Source organism: Mycolicibacter longobardus, from assembly GCF_002102265.1.
In the GTDB taxonomy this organism is placed as follows: domain Bacteria; phylum Actinomycetota; class Actinomycetes; order Mycobacteriales; family Mycobacteriaceae; genus Mycobacterium; species Mycobacterium longobardum.
In genome coordinates this window covers 1-17,273 of the sequence record NZ_LQPG01000056.1, presented here as the reverse complement: position 1 = coordinate 17,273, position 17,273 = coordinate 1, and the positions used below count along the sequence as shown (strand labels likewise).

Below are 17,273 nucleotides of genomic sequence, written 5' to 3'. Positions count from 1 at the left end.
ACTGTGCACGCTCGCCACCAAGGAGCGCCGGCCTCAGATCAGGAACGGCACCAACGCCTTGCGGTCGGTCGGGTAGTCGACGAACTTCTCCTGGTACCACCGGTGCGTGCCCAGCGCCCGGGGGATCAGGTTGCCGGCGGTGATCAGCAGGATGGCGACGCCGGGCAGCGCCCAGGTCAGCACGGCAAAGCCGGTCCACGCGATCATCTCGCCCAGGTAGGCCGGGCTGGTGACGAACCGGAAGCCGCCGCCGAACGGAATCCGGTACTCGGCCCCGCCGGGATTGTTCTTGTCGCGCAGGTTGCGCACGATCGACTCGGAGTTGACCAGCAGGGCGAACCCGCACAGATAGATCGCCAGGCCCACCAGGAATCGGGGATCGGTCAACCAGTCGGTGCCGTACCGGCCGAAGTAGTCGTGGCTGAACAGTGCTCCGTTGAGGTAGCCGTGCATGGACGTGACGAGCATGCCCATCACCACCACCGAGATGTTGAAGGTGCTGCGCTTGCCGGGCACCTGGCGGATTGCCAGCGGGAAGAACCAGCCGCGATTGGCGTAGTGCAGCGCCCAGATGCCGGCCAGCACCAGCGACGTCGGGTCGAAACGAGCCGGTCCGCTCAGGTAGGCGACCAGGAACACCACGGTCGCCGGGATCTCCATCAGCCACCAGCCGAACTTCGGGTTCAGGTTCAAGCCGAGCTTCGTCGTCGAGAACCGGCCGTACGAGCTCTGTCCGAAGAAGCCGCCGATGATCACGAACGCCGCGAAGGCGAACGCGGCGGTCAGGACGGTGTCGTAGACGGTGTTGCCGGTGTACCAGTGCATCTCAGTGTCCTATCACGCCGGGCTCGCGGCGTGTCGGCGGGCAGACACGCACGCTGGCCCCAATGGGGGGCAGGCAGATCAGCGAGCGAACATCAGCGCCCGCTTGACCTCCTGGATCGCCTTGGTGATCTCGATGCCGCGCGGGCAGGCATCCGTGCAGTTGAACGTGGTGCGGCAGCGCCACACCCCGTCGACCTCGTTGAGGATGTCGAGACGCTCGGCGGCCGCCTCGTCGCGGCTGTCGAAGATGAACCGGTGGGCGTTGACGATCGCGGCCGGGCCGAAATACGAACCCTCACTCCAGTACACCGGGCAGCTGGTGGTGCAGATGGCGCACAGAATGCACTTGGTGGTGTCGTCGTAGCGGTGCCGGTCGGTCTGGCTCTGGATGCGCTCACGGGTGGGGTGGTTGCCGGTGGTGATCAGGTACGGCTTGATCGCCTTGTAGGCGTCCATGAACGGTTCCATGTTGACCACGAGGTCTTTTTCCACCGGAAGCCCGCGCAGCGGCTCGATGGTCAGTGTCAGTTCCTTGCCCGGCTTCTTGGGCAGGATGTCGCGCATCAGCAGCTTGCAGGCCAGCTTGTTGTTGCCGTTGACCCGCACCCCGTCGGACCCGCACACGCCGTGCGCACAGGACCGGCGGAAGGTCAGCGTGCCGTCCAGATAGCTCTTGACGTAGATCAGCAGGTTGAGCAACCGGTCGGTGGGCAGGGCAGGCACCCGGAAGCTCTGCCAGCCGTCGGTGGCCGCATAGGCGTCGGGGTTCTCCGGGTTGTACCGGGCGATCTTGAGCGTGACCATCTGCGCGCCCTCGGGGACCGGGGGCAGCGGCGGGTCACCGGCCGGTGCGGCGTCGACCAGCGCGGCCGCAGCCGTGCTTGTCGATGGCCCCGGCGAGCAGCATCCACCCTCTGACGAGCAGCACCCGGAGTCAGCTGAGGAGGACATCAGTACTTCCGTTCCTTCGGTTCGTAGCGGGTCTGCACCACCGGCTTGTAGTCCAGCCGGATGTCGGCGATCAGGTCGGGTCCCTGCTTGTAAGCCATGGTGTGGCGCATGTAGTTGACGTCGTCGCGGTTGGGGTAGTCCTCGCGGGCGTGCCCGCCGCGGGACTCCTGGCGATTCAGCGCGCCCAGCACGGTGACCTCGGCCAGCTCCAGCAGGAAGCCCAGCTCGATCGCCTCCAGCAGGTCGGAGTTGAAGCGTTTGCCCTTGTCGTGCACGGTGATTCGGGCGTAGCGCTCCTTCAGCGCGTGGATGTCGCTCAGCGCCTGCTTGAGGGTCTTCTCGGTGCGGAACACCGCGGCGTTGTTGTCCATCGACTGCTGCAGGGCGCCGCGGATGTCGGCGACGCGCTCATTGCCGTGCTCGGAGAGGATATTGGCGACCCAGTCGACGACGGCCTGCGCCGGGTTCTCCGGCAGCTCGACGAACTCGTGCCCGGCGGCGTACTCGGCGGCCGCGATACCGGCCCGGCGGCCGAACACGTTGATGTCCAGCAGCGAGTTGGTGCCCAGCCGGTTGGCGCCGTGCACCGACACGCAGGCGCACTCGCCGGCGGCGTAGAGGCCCGGAACCGTGTTGGTGTTGTCCCGCAACACCTGCCCGGTGACCGTGGTGGGGATACCGCCCATCACGTAGTGGCAGGGGGGGTACACCGGCACCAGTTCCTTGACCGGGTCCACGCCCAGGTAGGTGCGGGCGAACTCGGTGATGTCGGGAAGCTTGGCCTCCAGCACGTCTTCGCCCAGGTGGCGCACGTCGATGTAGACGTAGTCCTTGTTGGGCCCGGCGCCGCGGCCCTCCAGCACCTCGAGGACCATCGAGCGGGCCACGATGTCGCGCGGGGCCAGATCGACGATGGTCGGGGCGTAGCGCTCCATGAACCGCTCACCGTCGGCGTTGAGCAGCCGCCCGCCCTCGCCGCGGACGGCCTCCGAAATCAGGATGCCCAGGCCGGCCAATCCCGTCGGGTGGAACTGGTGGAACTCCATGTCCTCCAGCGGGAGTCCCTTGCGGAACACGACGCCCATACCGTCACCGGTCAGGGTATGGGCGTTGGAGGTGGTCTTGTACATCCGCCCGGAGCCGCCGGTGGCCAGCACGATCGCCTTGGCGTGAAAGACATGAATATCGCCTGTCGCCAACTCATAAGCCACCACGCCGGTGGCCACCGGACCGCTGGGGGTCTCGGTGAGCGCCAGGTCCAGCACGTAGAACTCGTTGAAGAACTCCACGCCGTGCTTGACGCAGTTCTGGTAGAGGGTCTGCAGGATCATGTGGCCGGTGCGGTCGGCGGCGTAGCACGCGCGGCGCACCGGGGCCTTGCCGTGGTCGCGGGTGTGACCGCCGAACCGGCGCTGATCGATCCGGCCTTCGGGCGTGCGGTTGAACGGCATGCCCATGTTCTCCAGGTCCAGCACCGCGTCGATGGCCTCCTTGGCCATGATCTCCACCGCGTCCTGGTCGGCCAGGTAGTCACCGCCCTTGACGGTGTCGAAGGTGTGCCACTCCCAGTTGTCGTCCTCGACGTTGGCCAGCGCGGCGCACATGCCGCCCTGGGCTGCGCCGGTGTGACTGCGCGTGGGGTAGAGCTTGGTCAGCACCGCGGTACGGGCCCGCGGCGCCGCCTCGACGGCCGCCCGCATCCCGGCGCCGCCGGCACCGACGATCACCACGTCGTATCGATGTTCTTGAATCACCGCGATATCACCCGTTCGCTACCGAAATCCGTCGTCAAGAAATGTTCGCGTCGAAGCTCAGCAGCACGTAGCTGCCCAGTGCCAGCGTGAAGATGATCGACACCGCCAGCAGCGTCATCAGCCAGAACCGGCTCCGCGAGCTGCGGGTGTAGTCGCCGATGATCGTGCGCAGGCCGTTGCCGCCGTGCAGTTCGGCCAGCCACAGCAGGCTCAGATCCCAGATCTGCCAGAACGGTGAGTGCCAGCGTTCCGCGACGTAGTTGAAGTCGATCCGGTAGACGCCGTTCTGCCACATCAGCATGACGAACAGGTGCCCGAGCACCAGGAAGATCAGGACGGCGCCGGAGAACCGCATGAACAGCCAGGTGTACTTCTCGAAGTTGGGCATCCCGTTGGACCGACGCGGCGCGCGCGGGTCGCCGAGGCTGGCCGGACGGTCGCGGTCGGCCCCGAGAACCGGGGCCACCGGGCCCCTGCTGTTTTGCAGGTCGAGTGTGCTCATAGGAACCGCTCCGCCATGTGCATGCCGATCCGTACCACCACCGGGACCATCACCACAAGCCAGATGGCGCCGACCGCCACCAGCATCTGGCGCTGCCACCGGCAGCCCTGCCACCAGAAGTCGATCAGGATCAGCCGGACACCGTTGAGGCCGTGGAACAGCACCGCGGCCACCAGGCCCAGCTCCATCAGGCCGACGAGCGGCGTCTTGTAGGTCGCGATCACCTCGGTGTAGGCCTGCGGGCTGACCCGCACCAGGGCCGTGTCCAGCACGTGTACGAACAGGAAGAAGAAGATGGTCGCACCGGTGATCCGGTGCAGCGCGAACGCCCACATTCCGGGGTCACCCTTGTACAGACTCTGTCGCCGGAGTCGCGTCCCCGGCGTCGCTGTATCGGCGGATGTCGCCGTCATCAGCGCCTCCAATTATCTGCAGCGGCCCGCTACGCCCGGCTCTGCCGCGCGTGCGTTCGCTCCGCAACGCCATCGCTGTCAATAAACCTCGGCTTGGACTCTAAACCCATCCACAGGGTCGAAACGACCACGCGGAAGTTACCGACGGGTAAGATCAGGCGCCGTCTACGCTGATTTTCGTTCGGAACGACGGGTTGGCGAGGTGATGCGGTGCGCTCAGATCGATGGGGGATCCGCTGAAATGTCCGACGAAATCCAATGGGATCTGTTGCGGCGCAAGGCAATTTCTGTGGCCGCCAACGCCTACGCGCCGTATTCGGGGCTGCGGGTCGGTGCCGCCGGGCTGACCGATGACGGGCGGGTCGTGGCCGGCTGCAATGTGGAAAATGTCTCATATGGCCTGAGCCTGTGCGCCGAGTGTGCGGTGGTCTGCGGGCTCTACGGCTCCGGTGGCGGCCGATTGGTGGCGCTGTCCTGCAGCAACGCCGACGGAGTCCTGCTGATGCCGTGCGGCCGGTGCCGCCAGGTGCTGCTGGAACACGGCGGTCCCGAGTTGCTCGTCGACCATCCGGCCGGTGCGCGGAGGCTGGGCGAGCTGCTGCCGGATGCCTTCGGACCCGATGCGCTGCCATGAGCACCCTGCCGCCCTTCGACGCGCCGACGCTGATCGCGGCCAAGCGCGACGGCCACCGGCTTCCCGACGCCGCGATCGACTGGCTGATCGACGGCTACACGCGCGGCGCCGTAGCCGAAGAGCAGATGGCGGCGTTGCTGATGGCGATCTACCTGCGCGGGATGGACGCGGAGGAAACCGTGCGCTGGACCGCGGCGATGATCGCCTCGGGGGAGCGGATGGACTTTTCCGACCTGCGGCGCAACGGCCGGCGGCTGAGCACCGTGGACAAGCACTCCACCGGCGGGGTGGGCGACAAGATCACCCTGCCGCTGGTCGCCGTGGTGGCCGCCTGCGGTGCCGCGGTGCCGAGCGCCTCGGGCCGCGGCCTGGGCCACACCGGCGGAACTCTGGACAAGCTGGAGTCGATCGCGGGCTTCGACGCGACGCTGTCCACGGCGCGGCTGCGTGAGCAGTTGGTCGGCGTCGGAGCGGCGATCTTCGCCGCTGGTGCCCTGGCGCCCGCCGACGCCAAGCTGTATGCGCTGCGCGACATCACCAGCACCGTGGAGTCGCTGCCGTTGATCGCCAGCTCGGTGATGAGCAAGAAACTCGCCGAAGGCGCCGGAGCCCTGGTCCTGGACGTCAAGGTCGGATCCGGCGCGTTCATGAAGTCCGCGCCGCAGGCCAGGGAGCTGGCCGAGATCATGGTCGGGCTGGGCGCGGCGCACGGGGTCCGGACCCGCGCACTGCTCACCGACATGAACACCCCGCTGGGATGCGCGGTCGGCAACGCGATCGAGGTCGCCGAGGCCCTTGAGGTCTTGGCCGGGGGTGGGCCGGCCGATGTGGTGGCGCTGACGGTGCGGCTGGCGCAGGAGATGCTGACGCTGGCCGGGTTGGACAAGCGTGATCCGGTGGCGACCTTATCCGACGGCACCGCGATGGACCGTTTCACCGCACTGGTCGCCGCCCAGGGCGGCGATCTGGGCGTGCCGCTGCCGGTGGCGGCCTGCGCCGAGACCGTCACCGCCGATCGGGGAGGCATCATGGGTGACATCGATGCGATGGCGGTGGCCAGGGCGGCGTGGCGGCTCGGTGCGGGCCGGTCCAGGCCGGGTGAACCGGTGCAGCACGCGGCCGGGGTACGGATCCACCGGCGGCCCGGTGAGCCGGTGGCGGCCGGTGAAACCCTGTTCACGCTCTACACCGACACCCGCGAACGGTTCGGACCGGCGTGCGCCGAGCTGGACGGCGGCTACCGCCTCCTGGGTGACGGCGACACACCGCCGGTCCCGCGCCCCCTGATCCTCGAAACGACCCCATGATGAAGCCATGACCACTTCGCTGAGCCTGGACGCGATCCGGCAGGTCCCCAAGGCCCTGCTGCACGACCACCTGGACGGTGGCCTGCGCCCGGCCACCGTGGTGGACATCGCCGGGCAGGTCGGCTACGACGGGCTGCCGACCGCCGACCCCGACGAGCTGGCGACCTGGTTTCGCACCCGCTCGCACAGCGGTTCGCTGGAGCGCTATCTGGAACCGTTCAGCCACACCGTGGCGGTGATGCAGACCCCCGAGGCGCTGCACCGCGTCGCGCGGGAATGCGTCGAGGATCTGGCCGCCGACTCGGTCGTCTACGCCGAGGTGCGCTTCGCGCCGGAACTGCACATCGAGGGCGGGCTGTCATTCGACGAGGTGACCGAAGCGGTGCTGGCCGGATTCGCGCAGGGGGAGCGCGACGCCGCCGCGGCCGGCCGGGAGATCACGGTGCGCTGCCTGGTCACCGCGATGCGTCACGCGGCGCTGTCGCGGGAGATCGCGGAGCTGGCCATCCGGTTCCGCGACAACGGCGTGGTCGGGTTCGACATCGCCGGCGCCGAGGCCGGTTACCCGCCGAGCCGGCACCTGGACGCGTTCGAGTACATGCGTGACCACAACGCCCGCTTCACCATCCACGCCGGCGAGGCGTTCGGGCTGCCCTCCATTCACGAGGCGATAGCCTTCTGCGGCGCGGACCGGCTGGGGCACGGGGTGCGGATCACCGACGACATCACCGTCGACGACGACGGGAAGGTGCGGCTGGGGAGGCTGGCGGCGATCCTGCGGGACAAGCGGGTTCCGCTGGAGTTGTGCCCGAGCTCCAATGTGCAGACCGGCGCGGTCGGCAGCATCGCCGAGCACCCGTTCGACCTGTTGGCCCGCGCCCGCCTGCGGGTGACGGTAAACACCGACAACCGGCTGATGAGCGACACCACCATGAGCAAGGAGATGTTGGTGCTGGCCGAGACGTTCGGCTACGGCTGGGCCGATCTGCAGCGGTTCACGGTGAACGCGATGAAGTCGGCGTTCATCCCGTTCGACCAGCGGGTCGAGATCATCGAGGAAGTGATCAAGCCGCAATACGCGGCCCTGATCGGCTGACCGTGTTGGCTGCAGCCCGCGGGCCCGCGAGGCTGCCCGAAACGGCCCGGGCGAAACGGCGAAGGCCGGACAATCGCGGTTGCGATTGCCCGGCCTTCGATGCGAGATCAGTGCTCGGCGACAGTGGCCTCTGCGTCGCCGGTCTTCCAGGTGACGACACCGTGCTCGAAGGTGCTCTGCTTGGCACCGTCAGCGTTGGTGGTCTCGTCGCTGGTCGGGTAGCCCAGCTTGCCCTGCGAACCGCCCAGCTCGTTCCACTTGTCGCGGATCTTGCCCCACACCACGTACGAACGGGTGGTGTGAACGATCACGCCGCCGTCGAACTGCTGGTAGATGCCGCCGTCGGGGTTCTTCTGCTCGGCGGCGATGGGCTCGCCCAGGTCCTGCTTGGCGGCCGCGTCCAGGGAGTCGAGCTTGGCCAGGATCGGACCGGAGACGGTGTACTCCTTGCCGTCGGCGCCGGTGATCACCGTGGAGCTGGCGGCCGCGCTTTCCTCGGTGGGGGAGGTGACTGCGGAAGAGATCACCGAGCTGGCCGAGGACGCAACCGAGCTGGCCGAACTCAAAGCCTCGCTGGTCTTCTCCTTGGTGGTGCTGCAACCCGTGCCGATCAGCGCAACCCCCAAAACTGCGGCGGATACTGCTGCGGCTCGTTGCGTTGCCTTGCGCATGTGTAGTCCTTTCGAATTGGAAGGGCCCCGCAAACCACACGGCCCGGCCAGATGTTATCGGGCCAGATGTTATCGGGGATATGACCACTCGGCAATGAAATCGGGCAAATAGCCGCCGCAATTCCGGTGAATTTCCGCAGCGCACCACCCGCCGACCTGCAAGACGCCCTGCGCGGCCTGACCGGCCGCGCAGTCGAGCCCGACTGAGAAAGCGTTACTCGCGCCGCAGCCGCAACTGCACGAACTGCTCGAGCTGTTCCCATTCCTTGACCGCGGGAGCGAACGGACGTTGCGGCTCGGTGACCGATTCCCGGTCGAGCACATAGCTCACCATCCGGCCCAGCGGACGGTCCGGCTTGAGGGTCTCGGCGACCACGCCGTCCTCGGCGTAGGTGCCCACATCCTGCAGGAACTCGACGGCCAGCTCGAGCTGCTCGCGGTCCACCGCGTCGGGCCCGTCGGTGAGGTCGTCGACCATCCCGGACAGCACATAGACGTTGTCGTCGGTGATGTCGATCGACAGTGAGCCGTCGTTGGCGGCGGTCCGGATGTCGTCGTAGGTGCTCAGGTCCGACAGGTCGTGGTCGTGCTCGTCGGCCAGGTAGCGGGCCAGGGCGCGTTCGGAACCGAACACACTGATCCGGCCGTTGCGGCCCAGGAACACCGGCGCGTCGCCGAGGTAGCAGCGCAGCGTGAAGTAGGTGCCGTTGTCGGTGATGACCCGGATCGGGTCGATACCGACTTTGGTCCAGAAGTCCGCATCGCTGCCGAGAACCACCCGGTCACCCGCGGCCCGCTCACCCGCGGCGGCGGCCGTTTCGTCGTCGCCGGTGTCGTTCGCGTCGGCGGCTTCGGGGTCGGCGGCGGCGTCGGATGCTTCGGTCTCCTCCGGTTCGGCCGGCGGGTCCTGGGCCAGCTCATCGGCCGCCCGAGATACCGCGGCGGCGTCGACGTCGGGGGTGGTGATGACCTCTTCGACCGCGGTCAACACGTTGCCCCAGCTGCGGCCGATGATCTCGGCGATGGTGTCCCACCGCTTGCGGCCGGCCCGGCCGGTGAAGTTGTCGACCCCGCCGGCCAGCCACCCCAGGTTGGGGTTGCCGTTGAAGAACTTCGTCACCGCAGGTAGGTCGCACACCGAGCCGATCGCCGAGACGACCTCCATCGCTTCGGCCAGCGACCGGACGGACTGCTTGGTCGGCTTCTGGGTCAGCAGTTCCTCGACCGCGATCAGGTCGTACTGGTGGCTGCGGCGCGGCTCGAGCTTGTGGGCGTTGGCCTCGACCAGCTTCTGCCAGCTCGGGTGATCGGCCAGGTCGTTGTCGGTGTTGGTCCGCACGAAGGCCACCAGATCGGCTGCGGTGGCGAAGGCGTAGAGGTCTTCGTCCTTGCCCAAAAACGCCTGCCACTCGTCACCGGAGTCGCGCCAGCTGGGCGCCCACAGGGTGTAGCGGTCACCAGCGGTCACCGCGAGGCGGATCGGTACGAGGTCAGCAGCCATGGCGCACAGAATAACGGCGGGGTCCGTCGCCCGACTCAAGGGCATCGGTACCTCGGCGGTTCCGCCGGTGAACAGGGCCCTGGAGTTCGGCCGCCGGGACGCTTCAGCGAAACGACAAGCCCGTCATCGCTTGCGTTTGACAACGTGCGTTTTCTCAATGAAGGTAAACACTGAATTGCGCCTTATAGATTAATGTGACGTTGTCAGGCGGATGCAAAGTCTCACCGGCAACATATTGAGATGACCTGGGAGGTCTGCGATGACGGATCGGCGAGTTCATCCGCTCGGGGCGACGCTGTTGGCCGCGCTGTGCACCGTCTTCCTGGCCCTGTCGTCGCTGCTGGGTCCGGCGCTGGCGTCCCGACTGGAGAAGTTGGTCGCCGACATCACCCTGCTGGCCGGCGAAGGCTGGATCATGACCGGCACCGGCCACGACGACCCGACGACCGCCGGCATCTACATGGACCTGGTCCGGGACTTCTATCTGCAACCGGTGACACCGTGGTTTGCCGGGCAGACCGAGTTCCCCGGCTACACGTTCGAGGGCCTGACCACCCCCAACCAGTTCTGCCCGATCGTCTGCCAGCCGCTGCCGGTCCCGCAGCTGAACTTCGCCGACTCGCTGGCGCAGGGTGCCGCCAACTTGGACGCCGCGATCCGCCCGCAGCTCGAGGCCGGCGACAGCGTCACGGTGTTCGGCTTCTCTCAGAGCGCGGTGGTCGCCACGCTGGCGATGCAAAGTCTGCTCGCCGATGCGCCGGGTGGCGAATACGACCCGCTGAACCTGCACTTCGTGCTGATCGGTGACCCGAACAGCGCGATCGGCGGCATCCTGAGCCGGCTGCACTTCGCCGACGGCCTGGACGGGGGCATGCAGCACATTCCGTTCCTGAACATCCCGCTGGGCATCGGCGCGGGCCCGACCGAGTTCTCGGCCAGCATCTACAGCACCGAATACGACGGGTGGTCCAACTTCCCGCAGGACCCCACCAACGTGGTGGCGGTGCTCAACGCGCTGATGGGAATCCTGGCGGTGCACAACGCCTACTTCAATGACAACCTCGCCAACGCGGTCGACCTCGGCTCGATCGGGTCCAACGACTTCTACATGCTGCCCACCGCGCAGTTGCCGATCCTCGGGCCCCTCTACGGACTGGGCGACTTCGGCAAGCTGGTCGGCGACGCGCTGGCACCTGTGCTGAAGGTGCTGATCGACTGGTCCTACGGCAACCCCGGTGCCCCGGACGCCGGGATCAGCGTCGGCGGTGTCGACCCGATCGGTGCGGCCGGGCCGTGGGCGGTCACCGCGACGGGTCATCTTTCGGAGGACACCGGTGTCGCCGGGTTCCTGCTGCGGATGGACCCGCTGCAGATGCTGGCCGGCCTGCAGTACGCCGGTGTGCAGAGCCTGACCAACACCATCAACAACCTGCTGGACTTCGCCGGGCAGGACCCGCTGTCGCAGTCGGTCGTCGACTCGCTGCTGGGCGGCTACAACTTCACGATCGAACTGGACCAGGCGCTGCTCAACGGGTGGCAGGAACTGGCCACCGAGTGGAACGTGCTCGACGTGCTGGGACCGGCCGCCATCTTCAACGGGGCGCCGCTGATCTCCGCCCAGCCGCTGCTGGACCTGGTCGGCTTGGGCTTCAGCCTCGTCAACTATCTCGACGCCTGACCCGATGTCGCACCGGCGCCCGCTGGGGGCAGTGCTGCTCTCGGCTGCGTCGGTGCTGGCGGTCACCACCGGGGTCGCTGCGCCGGGGTCCGGCCCGGCAGACCGGGCGGGCGTCGCGCTGTTGGGCAACCCAGGCTGGATCATGGGACCGACCAGCATCCCCGACCCCACGGTGGGCGGCTATATGGGCGCGGTGCTCGACCGGTTCCTGCAGCCCGCCTCGCCGTGGTTCACCGGGCAGCCGACGTTTCCCGGCTATCAGTTCGAGGGTCTGGTCACCCCCGAACAGTTCTGCCCGCTGGTGTGCCTGCCCCCACCGAACCCGTATCTGACCTTCGCTGAGTCGGTGGCCCGCGGCGTCGAGATCCTGCACAACGCGCTGGTACCGCAACTGCAAGCCGGCGACGACGTCACGGTGTTCGGCTACTCGCAGAGCGCCACCATCGCCACCCAGCTGATGATCAACCTGCTCGCCGAAGCGTCCGGCGGCGGTCATGACCCGGCCAACCTGGATTTCGTGCTGGTCGGCAACCCCAGCAGCCCGCTCGGCGGGATCCTGACCCGCTTCCCGGCCTACCCGCTGTTGAGCGACCAGCCGGTGCACCTGCCGTTCCTGGGCATCCCCCTGAGCATCGGGCCCACCCCGACCAGCGGGTTCGACACCGCCGTCTACACCGGCGAATACGACGGCCTGGCCAACTTTCCGCAGGACCCGTCCAACCTGCTGGCCATGCTCAACGCGCTGATCGGGACGGCGACGGTGCATTTCTCCTATGCCGACTTCGACAACCTCGCCGACACCGTCGATCTCGGCGCCATCGGGGACACCGACTTCTACCTGATCCCCCAGCAGCTGCCGATCCTGTGGCCGATCTACCAGCTCGGCGACATCGGCAAGGTCATCGGCGATGCCCTGGCGCCGGTGCTCAAACTCGTCATCGACTGGGGATACGGCAATCCGGGCAACCCGTTCGTCGGCGTCAACGGAACCGACGCCACCGGGCCGTGGGCGGTCACCGCGAGCGGCCAGTTGGCGGAGGGCTCCGGCGTCGCCGGGTTCTTGCTGCGGATGGATCCGCTGCAGATGCTGGCGGGCCTGCAATACGCCGGGGTGCGCAGCTTCGTCGACCCGGTCAACGACCTGCTGGGCTTCGCCGGACGCGATCCGTTGCCGGACTCGTTCGTCGATGCGCTGCTCGCCGGCTATCGCTTCACCAACGAGGTGGACGCCTATCTGCTGAGCGCGTGGAATGAGTTGGCCGTGTCGCTGGACGTTGTCGACTGGCTCGGTCCGGACGCCGTGTTCAACGGGGAGCCCTTGATCTCGCTGGCGCCGATGTTGGAGGCGGGCGCGGTGGTCTTCGAGATCCTCAACTTCCTCGGCGCATGACTCGTAGGGTCGCAGGCGTGGATGTGCGCGTCATCGATCACCCGCTGGCCGCGGCACGGTTGACCACCCTGCGCGACGAGCGCAGCGACAACGCGACATTCCGGTCGGCGCTGCGCGACCTGACCTGGATGCTGGTCTACGAGGCCACCCGCGAGGCGCCCCGCGAAGAGATCGAGGTGCGCACCCCGCTGGCCGCCACCGTCGGGGCGCGGCTGGCCGAACCACCGCTGCTGGTGCCGGTGCTGCGCGCCGGGCTGGGCATGGTCGACGCCGCACACGCGCTGATCCCGGAAGCCCAGGTCGGGTTCGTCGGCGTGGCACGCGACGAGGCCACCCACCTTCCGGTGCCGTATCTGGCATCGCTGCCGGCGGACCTGAGCGCCCGGCCGGTCATGGTCCTGGACCCCATGCTGGCCACCGGCGGGTCGCTGCTGCACACCGTCGGACTGCTGGCCGACCGCGGCGCAACCGAGATCACCGTGCTGTGCGTGGTGGCGGCCCCGGATGGCGTTGCGGCGCTGGCGAACGCCGATCCGAGGGTACGGCTGATCGCCGCCGCGGTCGATGACGGGCTGGACGAGAACGCCTATATCATTCCGGGCCTGGGCGACGCCGGTGACCGCCAGTACGGGCCGCGCTGATCCGGCTGCACCGTCCTCGCGGCTGCAGGCGGCGGGTTGGTATGCGGGCGCAAACCACCCCCGCGGGAAGCGCAGGATTGTCGCCGCTACCAGGCACGGACCGCGTCGGCGACGGCCGCGCAGACTCGCCAGGCCTCCGCGCGATCCCCGATCAGGTCATCCGAGGGTGCTCGGGCCACTTCCAGGTAGCACTTGAGCTTCGGTTCGGTGCCCGACGGACGCACCACAACCCGCACCGAGGTGCCATCGTGCTCGCCGGCGAACTCCAGCGCATCGGTAACCGGCCCGTTGCGGTGCAGCAGATCGGTTGCGGTCACGGTGAATCCGGCCAGCACGCCCGGCGGATCCGCGCGCAGCCGGCTCATCACCGCGGCGGCCTCGGCGGGGCTGGCGACCCGGCGGGACACCGAGTCGGTGACGTGTACACCGTGCCGGCGGGCCAACTCGTCGAGTGCGCCGGGAACCGAGCCGCCTCGATCACGCAGCGCCGCCACCAGGTCGCAGGCCAGCACCGCGGCGCTGATGCCGTCCTTGTCGCGCACCGCATCCGGGTCCACGCAGTAGCCGATCGCCTCCTCGTAGGCGTAGACCAGGGTGGCGCCGGGCAGGCTGGAATCGGCGCGCGCCAGCCACTTGAACCCGGTCAGCGTCTCCACATGACGGGCCCCGTAGCGCCGCGCGATGTCCACCAGCATCCGCGACGACACCACGGTGCTGGCCACCACGGCAGCCGCCGCCCGGCCCGCCGGAAGTCGTGACAGCAGATAGTCGCCCAACAGCCAGCCGGTTTCGTTGCCGGTCAGCATCCGCCAGCCATCCGGTCCGCAGATGCCGACTGCGCACCGGTCCGCGTCGGGATCCAGGGCGATCGCGACGTCGGCGTTGACGTCGGCGGCCAGCACCAGCAACGCGTCGGCGGCGCCGGGCTCTTCCGGATTGGGGAACGCCACCGTGGGAAAATCCGGATCCGGATCGAATTGGCTTGCCACGGTGTGGATGTCGGTGAAGCCCGCCGCATTCAGGGCCTCGACGGCCACCTTGCCGCCCACCCCGTGCAGCGGTGTCAGCGCCACCCGAACTTGACCGCGGTGCCGTCGCACGATCGCGGCGTGCCCGACATAGCGAGCCGCCAGCTCGTTGCCGGCCGGCGCGACGGGACGCCGTGCGATGGCATCGGCCGGGGGAGCCTCGGCCATGGCGGATTCGATCTCGGTGTCGATCGGCGAGACGATCTGCACCCCGCCGTCGAAGTACACCTTGTAACCGTTGTCGGAGGCCGGGTTGTGCGAGGCGGTGATCTGGACGCCTGCCGCCGCCCCGGTCTGGCGAACCGCGAAAGCCACCACCGGCGTGGGCAGCGGATCCGGCAAACGCAGCACCGAAAAGCCTGCCGCGGCAAGGACTTCGGCGGTCGCCATCGCGAAGACTTCCGAGCCGTGGCGCGCGTCGCGGCCGACCACCACGGTCGACCCCCGGTGCCCGTGCGCGGTGAGCACCCGGGCCACCGCCCAACTGGCACGCAGCACCACGGCGAGGTTCATCGCATCCGGCCCGGCGCGCACAGGTCCGCGCAGTCCGGCGGTGCCGAACCGCAGCGGCGCGGAGAACCTGGTGGCCAATTCGCCGGGGCTGCACGCGCTTAGCTCCGCGGCGGTCACGGGGTCGGGGTCGTGGGCGATCCACTCCTCGGGGGTCACGAGCTCATTGTGGCAACGTTGACTCTGCGGTCACGGCGGAGGTTACTCGATCTTTTCCACCCTCACCGCAGAGTGAACAGATCACAATCGCCTCACCACGTCGGCGAGCAGCGTGCCCATTCGGGCCGCCGACTCCCGGCCGGCGGCCAGCACCTCGGCGTGGCTGAGCGGCTCGCCGGTGATCCCGGCCGCCAGGTTGGTCACCAGCGACAGGCCAAGTACCTGGGCGCCGGCCGCCCGGGCGGCGATCGCCTCATGCACCGTCGACATTCCCGCCAGGTCGGCGCCCAGGGTGCGCAGCATCCGGATCTCGGCGGGGGTCTCGTACTGCGGTCCCGGCATCCCGGCGTAGACGCCTTCGGCCAGCGTGGGGTCGACCTGCCGGGCCAGCGCGCGCAACGCCGGGGTGTAGGCGTCGACCATGTCGACGAAGTGGGCGCCTTCCAGCGGCGAGCGGCCGGTCAGGTTCAGATGGTCGCTGATCAGCACCGGCTGGCCGATGTCGTAGCTGTCCCGCAGTCCTCCGGCGGCGTTGGTCAGCACCACGGTGTTAGCGCCGGCGGCGACGGCCGTGCGCACCGGGCGTACGACGTCGGCGAGGGGATGGCCCTCGTAGGCGTGGATCCGGCCGACCAGCACCAGCACCCGGTGGGTGCCGATGGGTATCGACACCAGCTCGCCGGTATGGCCCGCCGCGGTGGGCGCACTGAACCCGGGCAGGTCCGCCATCGGCACCGTCGCGGTCGGCGCGCCGAGGGCCGCCACCGCGGGCGCCCACCCGGAACCGAGCACGATCGCCACGTCATGGGCGTCGACGCCGGTTCGCCGGGCCAGGACCGCCGCCGCTTGGGTTGCGAGCGGAACCGTCACAGGCACTGAGCTTAGCCTCGCGCGGCGGTGGGATACTGCGTGAATGTCCTCAGCTCCCACGTCACCCGCCGTCGAGGCGTGGCTGGCTGCCAACACCGACGAGTTGGTGGCGTGGCGGCGGCATCTGCACCGCTACCCGGAGCTGAGCCGCCAGGAGTTCGCCACCACCCAATTCGTCGGCGAACGTCTTGCCGGCGCCGGTCTCAACCCCAAGGTGCTGCCCAGCGGGACCGGGCTGACCTGCGACTTCGGCCCGGAAAGTGGGCCTCGTATCGCGTTGCGGGCCGACATCGACGCCCTGCCGATGACCGAGCAGACCGGGGCGCCGTACGCCTCGCTGGTACCGGGAGTGACGCACGCCTGCGGGCATGACGCGCACACCGCGATCCTGCTGGGTGCGGCGCTGGCGCTGGCTTCGGCGCCGGAGCTGCCGGTCGGGGTGCGGCTGGTTTTCCAGGCCGCCGAGGAACTGATGCCGGGCGGAGCGATCGACGCGATCTCGGCGGGCGTGCTGAGCGGGGTCAGCCGGATCTTCGCGCTGCACTGCGATCCGCGGTTGCAGGTCGGTCGGGTGGCCACCATCCCGGGGCCCATCACGTCGGCCGCCGACACCATCGAGATCACCGTCAGCGGCCCCGGCGGGCACACCTCGCGGCCGCACCTGACCGCCGACCTGGTCTACGGGCTGGGCACGCTGATCACCGGGCTGCCCGCGGTGTTGTCCCGGCGCATCGACCCGCGCAACAGCACCGTGCTGGTGTGGGGGGCGGTCAATTCGGGCTCGGCGGCCAATGCGATACCGCAGGCCGGTCGGCTGGCCGGCACGGTGCGCACCGCCAGCCGGGACACCTGGGTGGTGATGCAGGGCATCGTCGAGGACGCGGTGGCCTCACTGTTGGAGCCGCTGGGCATCGAGCACACGCTGTACTACCACCGCGGAGTGCCGCCGGTGGTCAACGAGGCGGTGTCGACGCGGATGCTGACCCACGCCATCGAGGCCGTCGGCCCCGGAGTGCTGGCCGACACCCGGCAGTCCGGCGGCGGCGAGGATTTCTCCTGGTATCTGGAGGAGGTGCCCGGCGCGATGGGCCGCCTCGGCGTGTGGCCGGGCACCGGGCCGCAACGGGATCTGCACCAGCCGACGTTCGATCTCGACGAGCGGGCGCTGGCGATAGGGGTGCGGGTGATGGCCGGCCTGGTCGATCAGGCCGGCGGGCTCTAAGTTCGCTCGGGCGCCCGCGCGCTCGCGCGACCGCGCGAGCGAGCATTGCTCCTATGTCAAGCAGCGGCGGCGTGGGGTGTGTGGTGTCGTGACTTCTCGTCGGTGTGGAGGCGGTTGTAGA

At 68.7% G+C, this 17,273-nt stretch carries 16 protein-coding genes; 7 read left to right on the top strand and 9 right to left on the bottom strand.

The window, feature by feature from the left end; all coding sequences use genetic code 11:
• Positions 1 to 33: 33 nt before the first annotated feature.
• The 5 genes from AWC16_RS22235 to sdhC all read right to left on the bottom strand — a co-directional run bounded on the left by AWC16_RS22235 (position 34) and on the right by sdhC (position 4,448).
• Complete coding sequence (locus AWC16_RS22235) at positions 34 to 825, bottom strand: phosphatidylethanolamine N-methyltransferase family domain-containing protein (RefSeq protein ID WP_085266891.1); 792 nt, start codon at positions 823 to 825, stop codon at positions 34 to 36.
• A gap of 78 nt (positions 826 to 903) precedes the next feature.
• Positions 904 to 1,776, bottom strand: a complete 873-nt coding sequence (locus tag AWC16_RS22230) for a succinate dehydrogenase iron-sulfur subunit (protein ID WP_234812390.1) — start codon at positions 1,774 to 1,776, stop codon at positions 904 to 906.
• The gene (sdhA, locus tag AWC16_RS22225; protein ID WP_085266890.1) at positions 1,776 to 3,530 is read right to left on the bottom strand and encodes a succinate dehydrogenase flavoprotein subunit; all 1,755 of its coding nucleotides are present in this window, start codon (positions 3,528 to 3,530) and stop codon (positions 1,776 to 1,778) included. Before sdhA ends, AWC16_RS22230 begins: the two co-directional genes overlap by 1 nt.
• Before the next feature lie 34 nt (positions 3,531 to 3,564).
• Positions 3,565 to 4,032, bottom strand: a complete 468-nt coding sequence (locus AWC16_RS22220) for a succinate dehydrogenase hydrophobic membrane anchor subunit (protein ID WP_085266889.1) — start codon at positions 4,030 to 4,032, stop codon at positions 3,565 to 3,567.
• Positions 4,029 to 4,448, bottom strand: coding sequence for a succinate dehydrogenase, cytochrome b556 subunit (sdhC, locus tag AWC16_RS22215; RefSeq protein ID WP_409370670.1), 420 nt, complete (start codon positions 4,446 to 4,448; stop codon positions 4,029 to 4,031). The genes AWC16_RS22220 and sdhC overlap by 4 nt, the downstream gene beginning before the upstream one ends.
• Positions 4,449 to 4,686: 238 nt before the next feature.
• On the opposite strand from sdhC, the gene AWC16_RS22210 reads away from it, so the two are divergent.
• Genes AWC16_RS22210 through AWC16_RS22200 form a run of 3 tightly spaced genes read left to right on the top strand, consistent with a single transcriptional unit; the run spans position 4,687 to position 7,482 of the window.
• On the top strand, positions 4,687 to 5,079 hold the full coding sequence (locus AWC16_RS22210) for a cytidine deaminase (RefSeq protein ID WP_085266887.1): 393 nt from the start codon (positions 4,687 to 4,689) through the stop codon (positions 5,077 to 5,079).
• Positions 5,076 to 6,386: a thymidine phosphorylase gene (locus tag AWC16_RS22205; protein ID WP_085266886.1), complete on the top strand. Its 1,311-nt coding sequence runs from the start codon at positions 5,076 to 5,078 to the stop codon at positions 6,384 to 6,386. The genes AWC16_RS22210 and AWC16_RS22205 overlap by 4 nt, the downstream gene beginning before the upstream one ends.
• A gap of 7 nt (positions 6,387 to 6,393) precedes the next feature.
• Entirely contained in the window at positions 6,394 to 7,482 is a 1,089-nt protein-coding gene (locus AWC16_RS22200; protein ID WP_085266885.1) for an adenosine deaminase, read from the top strand.
• Positions 7,483 to 7,589: 107 nt separating this feature from the next.
• On the opposite strand, the gene AWC16_RS24775 is transcribed toward AWC16_RS22200, so the two are convergent.
• Together AWC16_RS24775 and satS are read right to left on the bottom strand one after the other, a co-directional pair.
• Positions 7,590 to 8,153, bottom strand: a complete 564-nt coding sequence (locus AWC16_RS24775) for an LGFP repeat-containing protein (protein WP_207572386.1) — start codon at positions 8,151 to 8,153, stop codon at positions 7,590 to 7,592.
• A 214-nt stretch (positions 8,154 to 8,367) separates the two neighbouring features.
• Positions 8,368 to 9,654, bottom strand: a complete 1,287-nt coding sequence (gene satS, locus AWC16_RS22190) for a protein export chaperone SatS (protein ID WP_085266884.1) — start codon at positions 9,652 to 9,654, stop codon at positions 8,368 to 8,370.
• Positions 9,655 to 9,913: 259 nt separating this feature from the next.
• Between satS and AWC16_RS22185 the strand changes: the two genes are divergently transcribed.
• From AWC16_RS22185 to upp, 3 genes are read left to right on the top strand one after another with little or no spacing between them, the layout of a single operon-like run.
• Positions 9,914 to 11,332: a PE-PPE domain-containing protein gene (locus tag AWC16_RS22185; protein WP_085266883.1), complete on the top strand. Its 1,419-nt coding sequence runs from the start codon at positions 9,914 to 9,916 to the stop codon at positions 11,330 to 11,332.
• Between the two features lie 4 nt (positions 11,333 to 11,336).
• Positions 11,337 to 12,722: a PE-PPE domain-containing protein gene (locus AWC16_RS22180; protein WP_085266882.1), complete on the top strand. Its 1,386-nt coding sequence runs from the start codon at positions 11,337 to 11,339 to the stop codon at positions 12,720 to 12,722.
• Positions 12,723 to 12,739: 17 nt separating this feature from the next.
• Positions 12,740 to 13,363, top strand: a complete 624-nt coding sequence (gene upp, locus AWC16_RS22175) for a uracil phosphoribosyltransferase (protein ID WP_085266881.1) — start codon at positions 12,740 to 12,742, stop codon at positions 13,361 to 13,363.
• 86 nt (positions 13,364 to 13,449) lie between these two features.
• On the opposite strand, the gene AWC16_RS22170 is transcribed toward upp, so the two are convergent.
• Positions 13,450 to 15,060, bottom strand: a complete 1,611-nt coding sequence (locus AWC16_RS22170; protein ID WP_085266880.1) for a phospho-sugar mutase — start codon at positions 15,058 to 15,060, stop codon at positions 13,450 to 13,452.
• Positions 15,061 to 15,141: 81 nt separating this feature from the next.
• Positions 15,142 to 15,930 (bottom strand): purine-nucleoside phosphorylase, encoded by a 789-nt coding sequence (locus tag AWC16_RS22165; RefSeq protein ID WP_085266879.1) that lies wholly within the window; start codon positions 15,928 to 15,930, stop codon positions 15,142 to 15,144.
• 43 nt (positions 15,931 to 15,973) lie between these two features.
• Between AWC16_RS22165 and AWC16_RS22160 the strand changes: the two genes are divergently transcribed.
• Entirely contained in the window at positions 15,974 to 17,152 is a 1,179-nt protein-coding gene (locus tag AWC16_RS22160) for an amidohydrolase (protein WP_085266878.1), read from the top strand.
• The last annotated feature ends 121 nt before the right edge of the window (positions 17,153 to 17,273 follow it).

What these genes read in the sequence shown, in the direction of transcription:
- AWC16_RS22205 (WP_085266886.1), top strand. Translation starts at nt 5,076, where the DNA reads ATGAGCACCCTGCCGCCCTTCGACGCGCCGACGCTGATCGCGGCCAAG.
- satS (WP_085266884.1), bottom strand. Translation starts at nt 9,654, where the DNA reads ATGGCTGCTGACCTCGTACCGATCCGCCTCGCGGTGACCGCTGGTGAC.
- AWC16_RS22220 (WP_085266889.1), bottom strand. Translation starts at nt 4,032, where the DNA reads ATGAGCACACTCGACCTGCAAAACAGCAGGGGCCCGGTGGCCCCGGTT.
- AWC16_RS22160 (WP_085266878.1), top strand. Translation starts at nt 15,974, where the DNA reads ATGTCCTCAGCTCCCACGTCACCCGCCGTCGAGGCGTGGCTGGCTGCC.
- AWC16_RS22235 (WP_085266891.1), bottom strand. Translation starts at nt 825, where the DNA reads ATGCACTGGTACACCGGCAACACCGTCTACGACACCGTCCTGACCGCC.
- AWC16_RS24775 (WP_207572386.1), bottom strand. Translation starts at nt 8,153, where the DNA reads ATGCGCAAGGCAACGCAACGAGCCGCAGCAGTATCCGCCGCAGTTTTG.
- AWC16_RS22180 (WP_085266882.1), top strand. Translation starts at nt 11,337, where the DNA reads ATGTCGCACCGGCGCCCGCTGGGGGCAGTGCTGCTCTCGGCTGCGTCG.
- AWC16_RS22230 (WP_234812390.1), bottom strand. Translation starts at nt 1,776, where the DNA reads ATGTCCTCCTCAGCTGACTCCGGGTGCTGCTCGTCAGAGGGTGGATGC.
- AWC16_RS22200 (WP_085266885.1), top strand. Translation starts at nt 6,394, where the DNA reads ATGACCACTTCGCTGAGCCTGGACGCGATCCGGCAGGTCCCCAAGGCC.
- AWC16_RS22185 (WP_085266883.1), top strand. Translation starts at nt 9,914, where the DNA reads ATGACGGATCGGCGAGTTCATCCGCTCGGGGCGACGCTGTTGGCCGCG.
- AWC16_RS22210 (WP_085266887.1), top strand. Translation starts at nt 4,687, where the DNA reads ATGTCCGACGAAATCCAATGGGATCTGTTGCGGCGCAAGGCAATTTCT.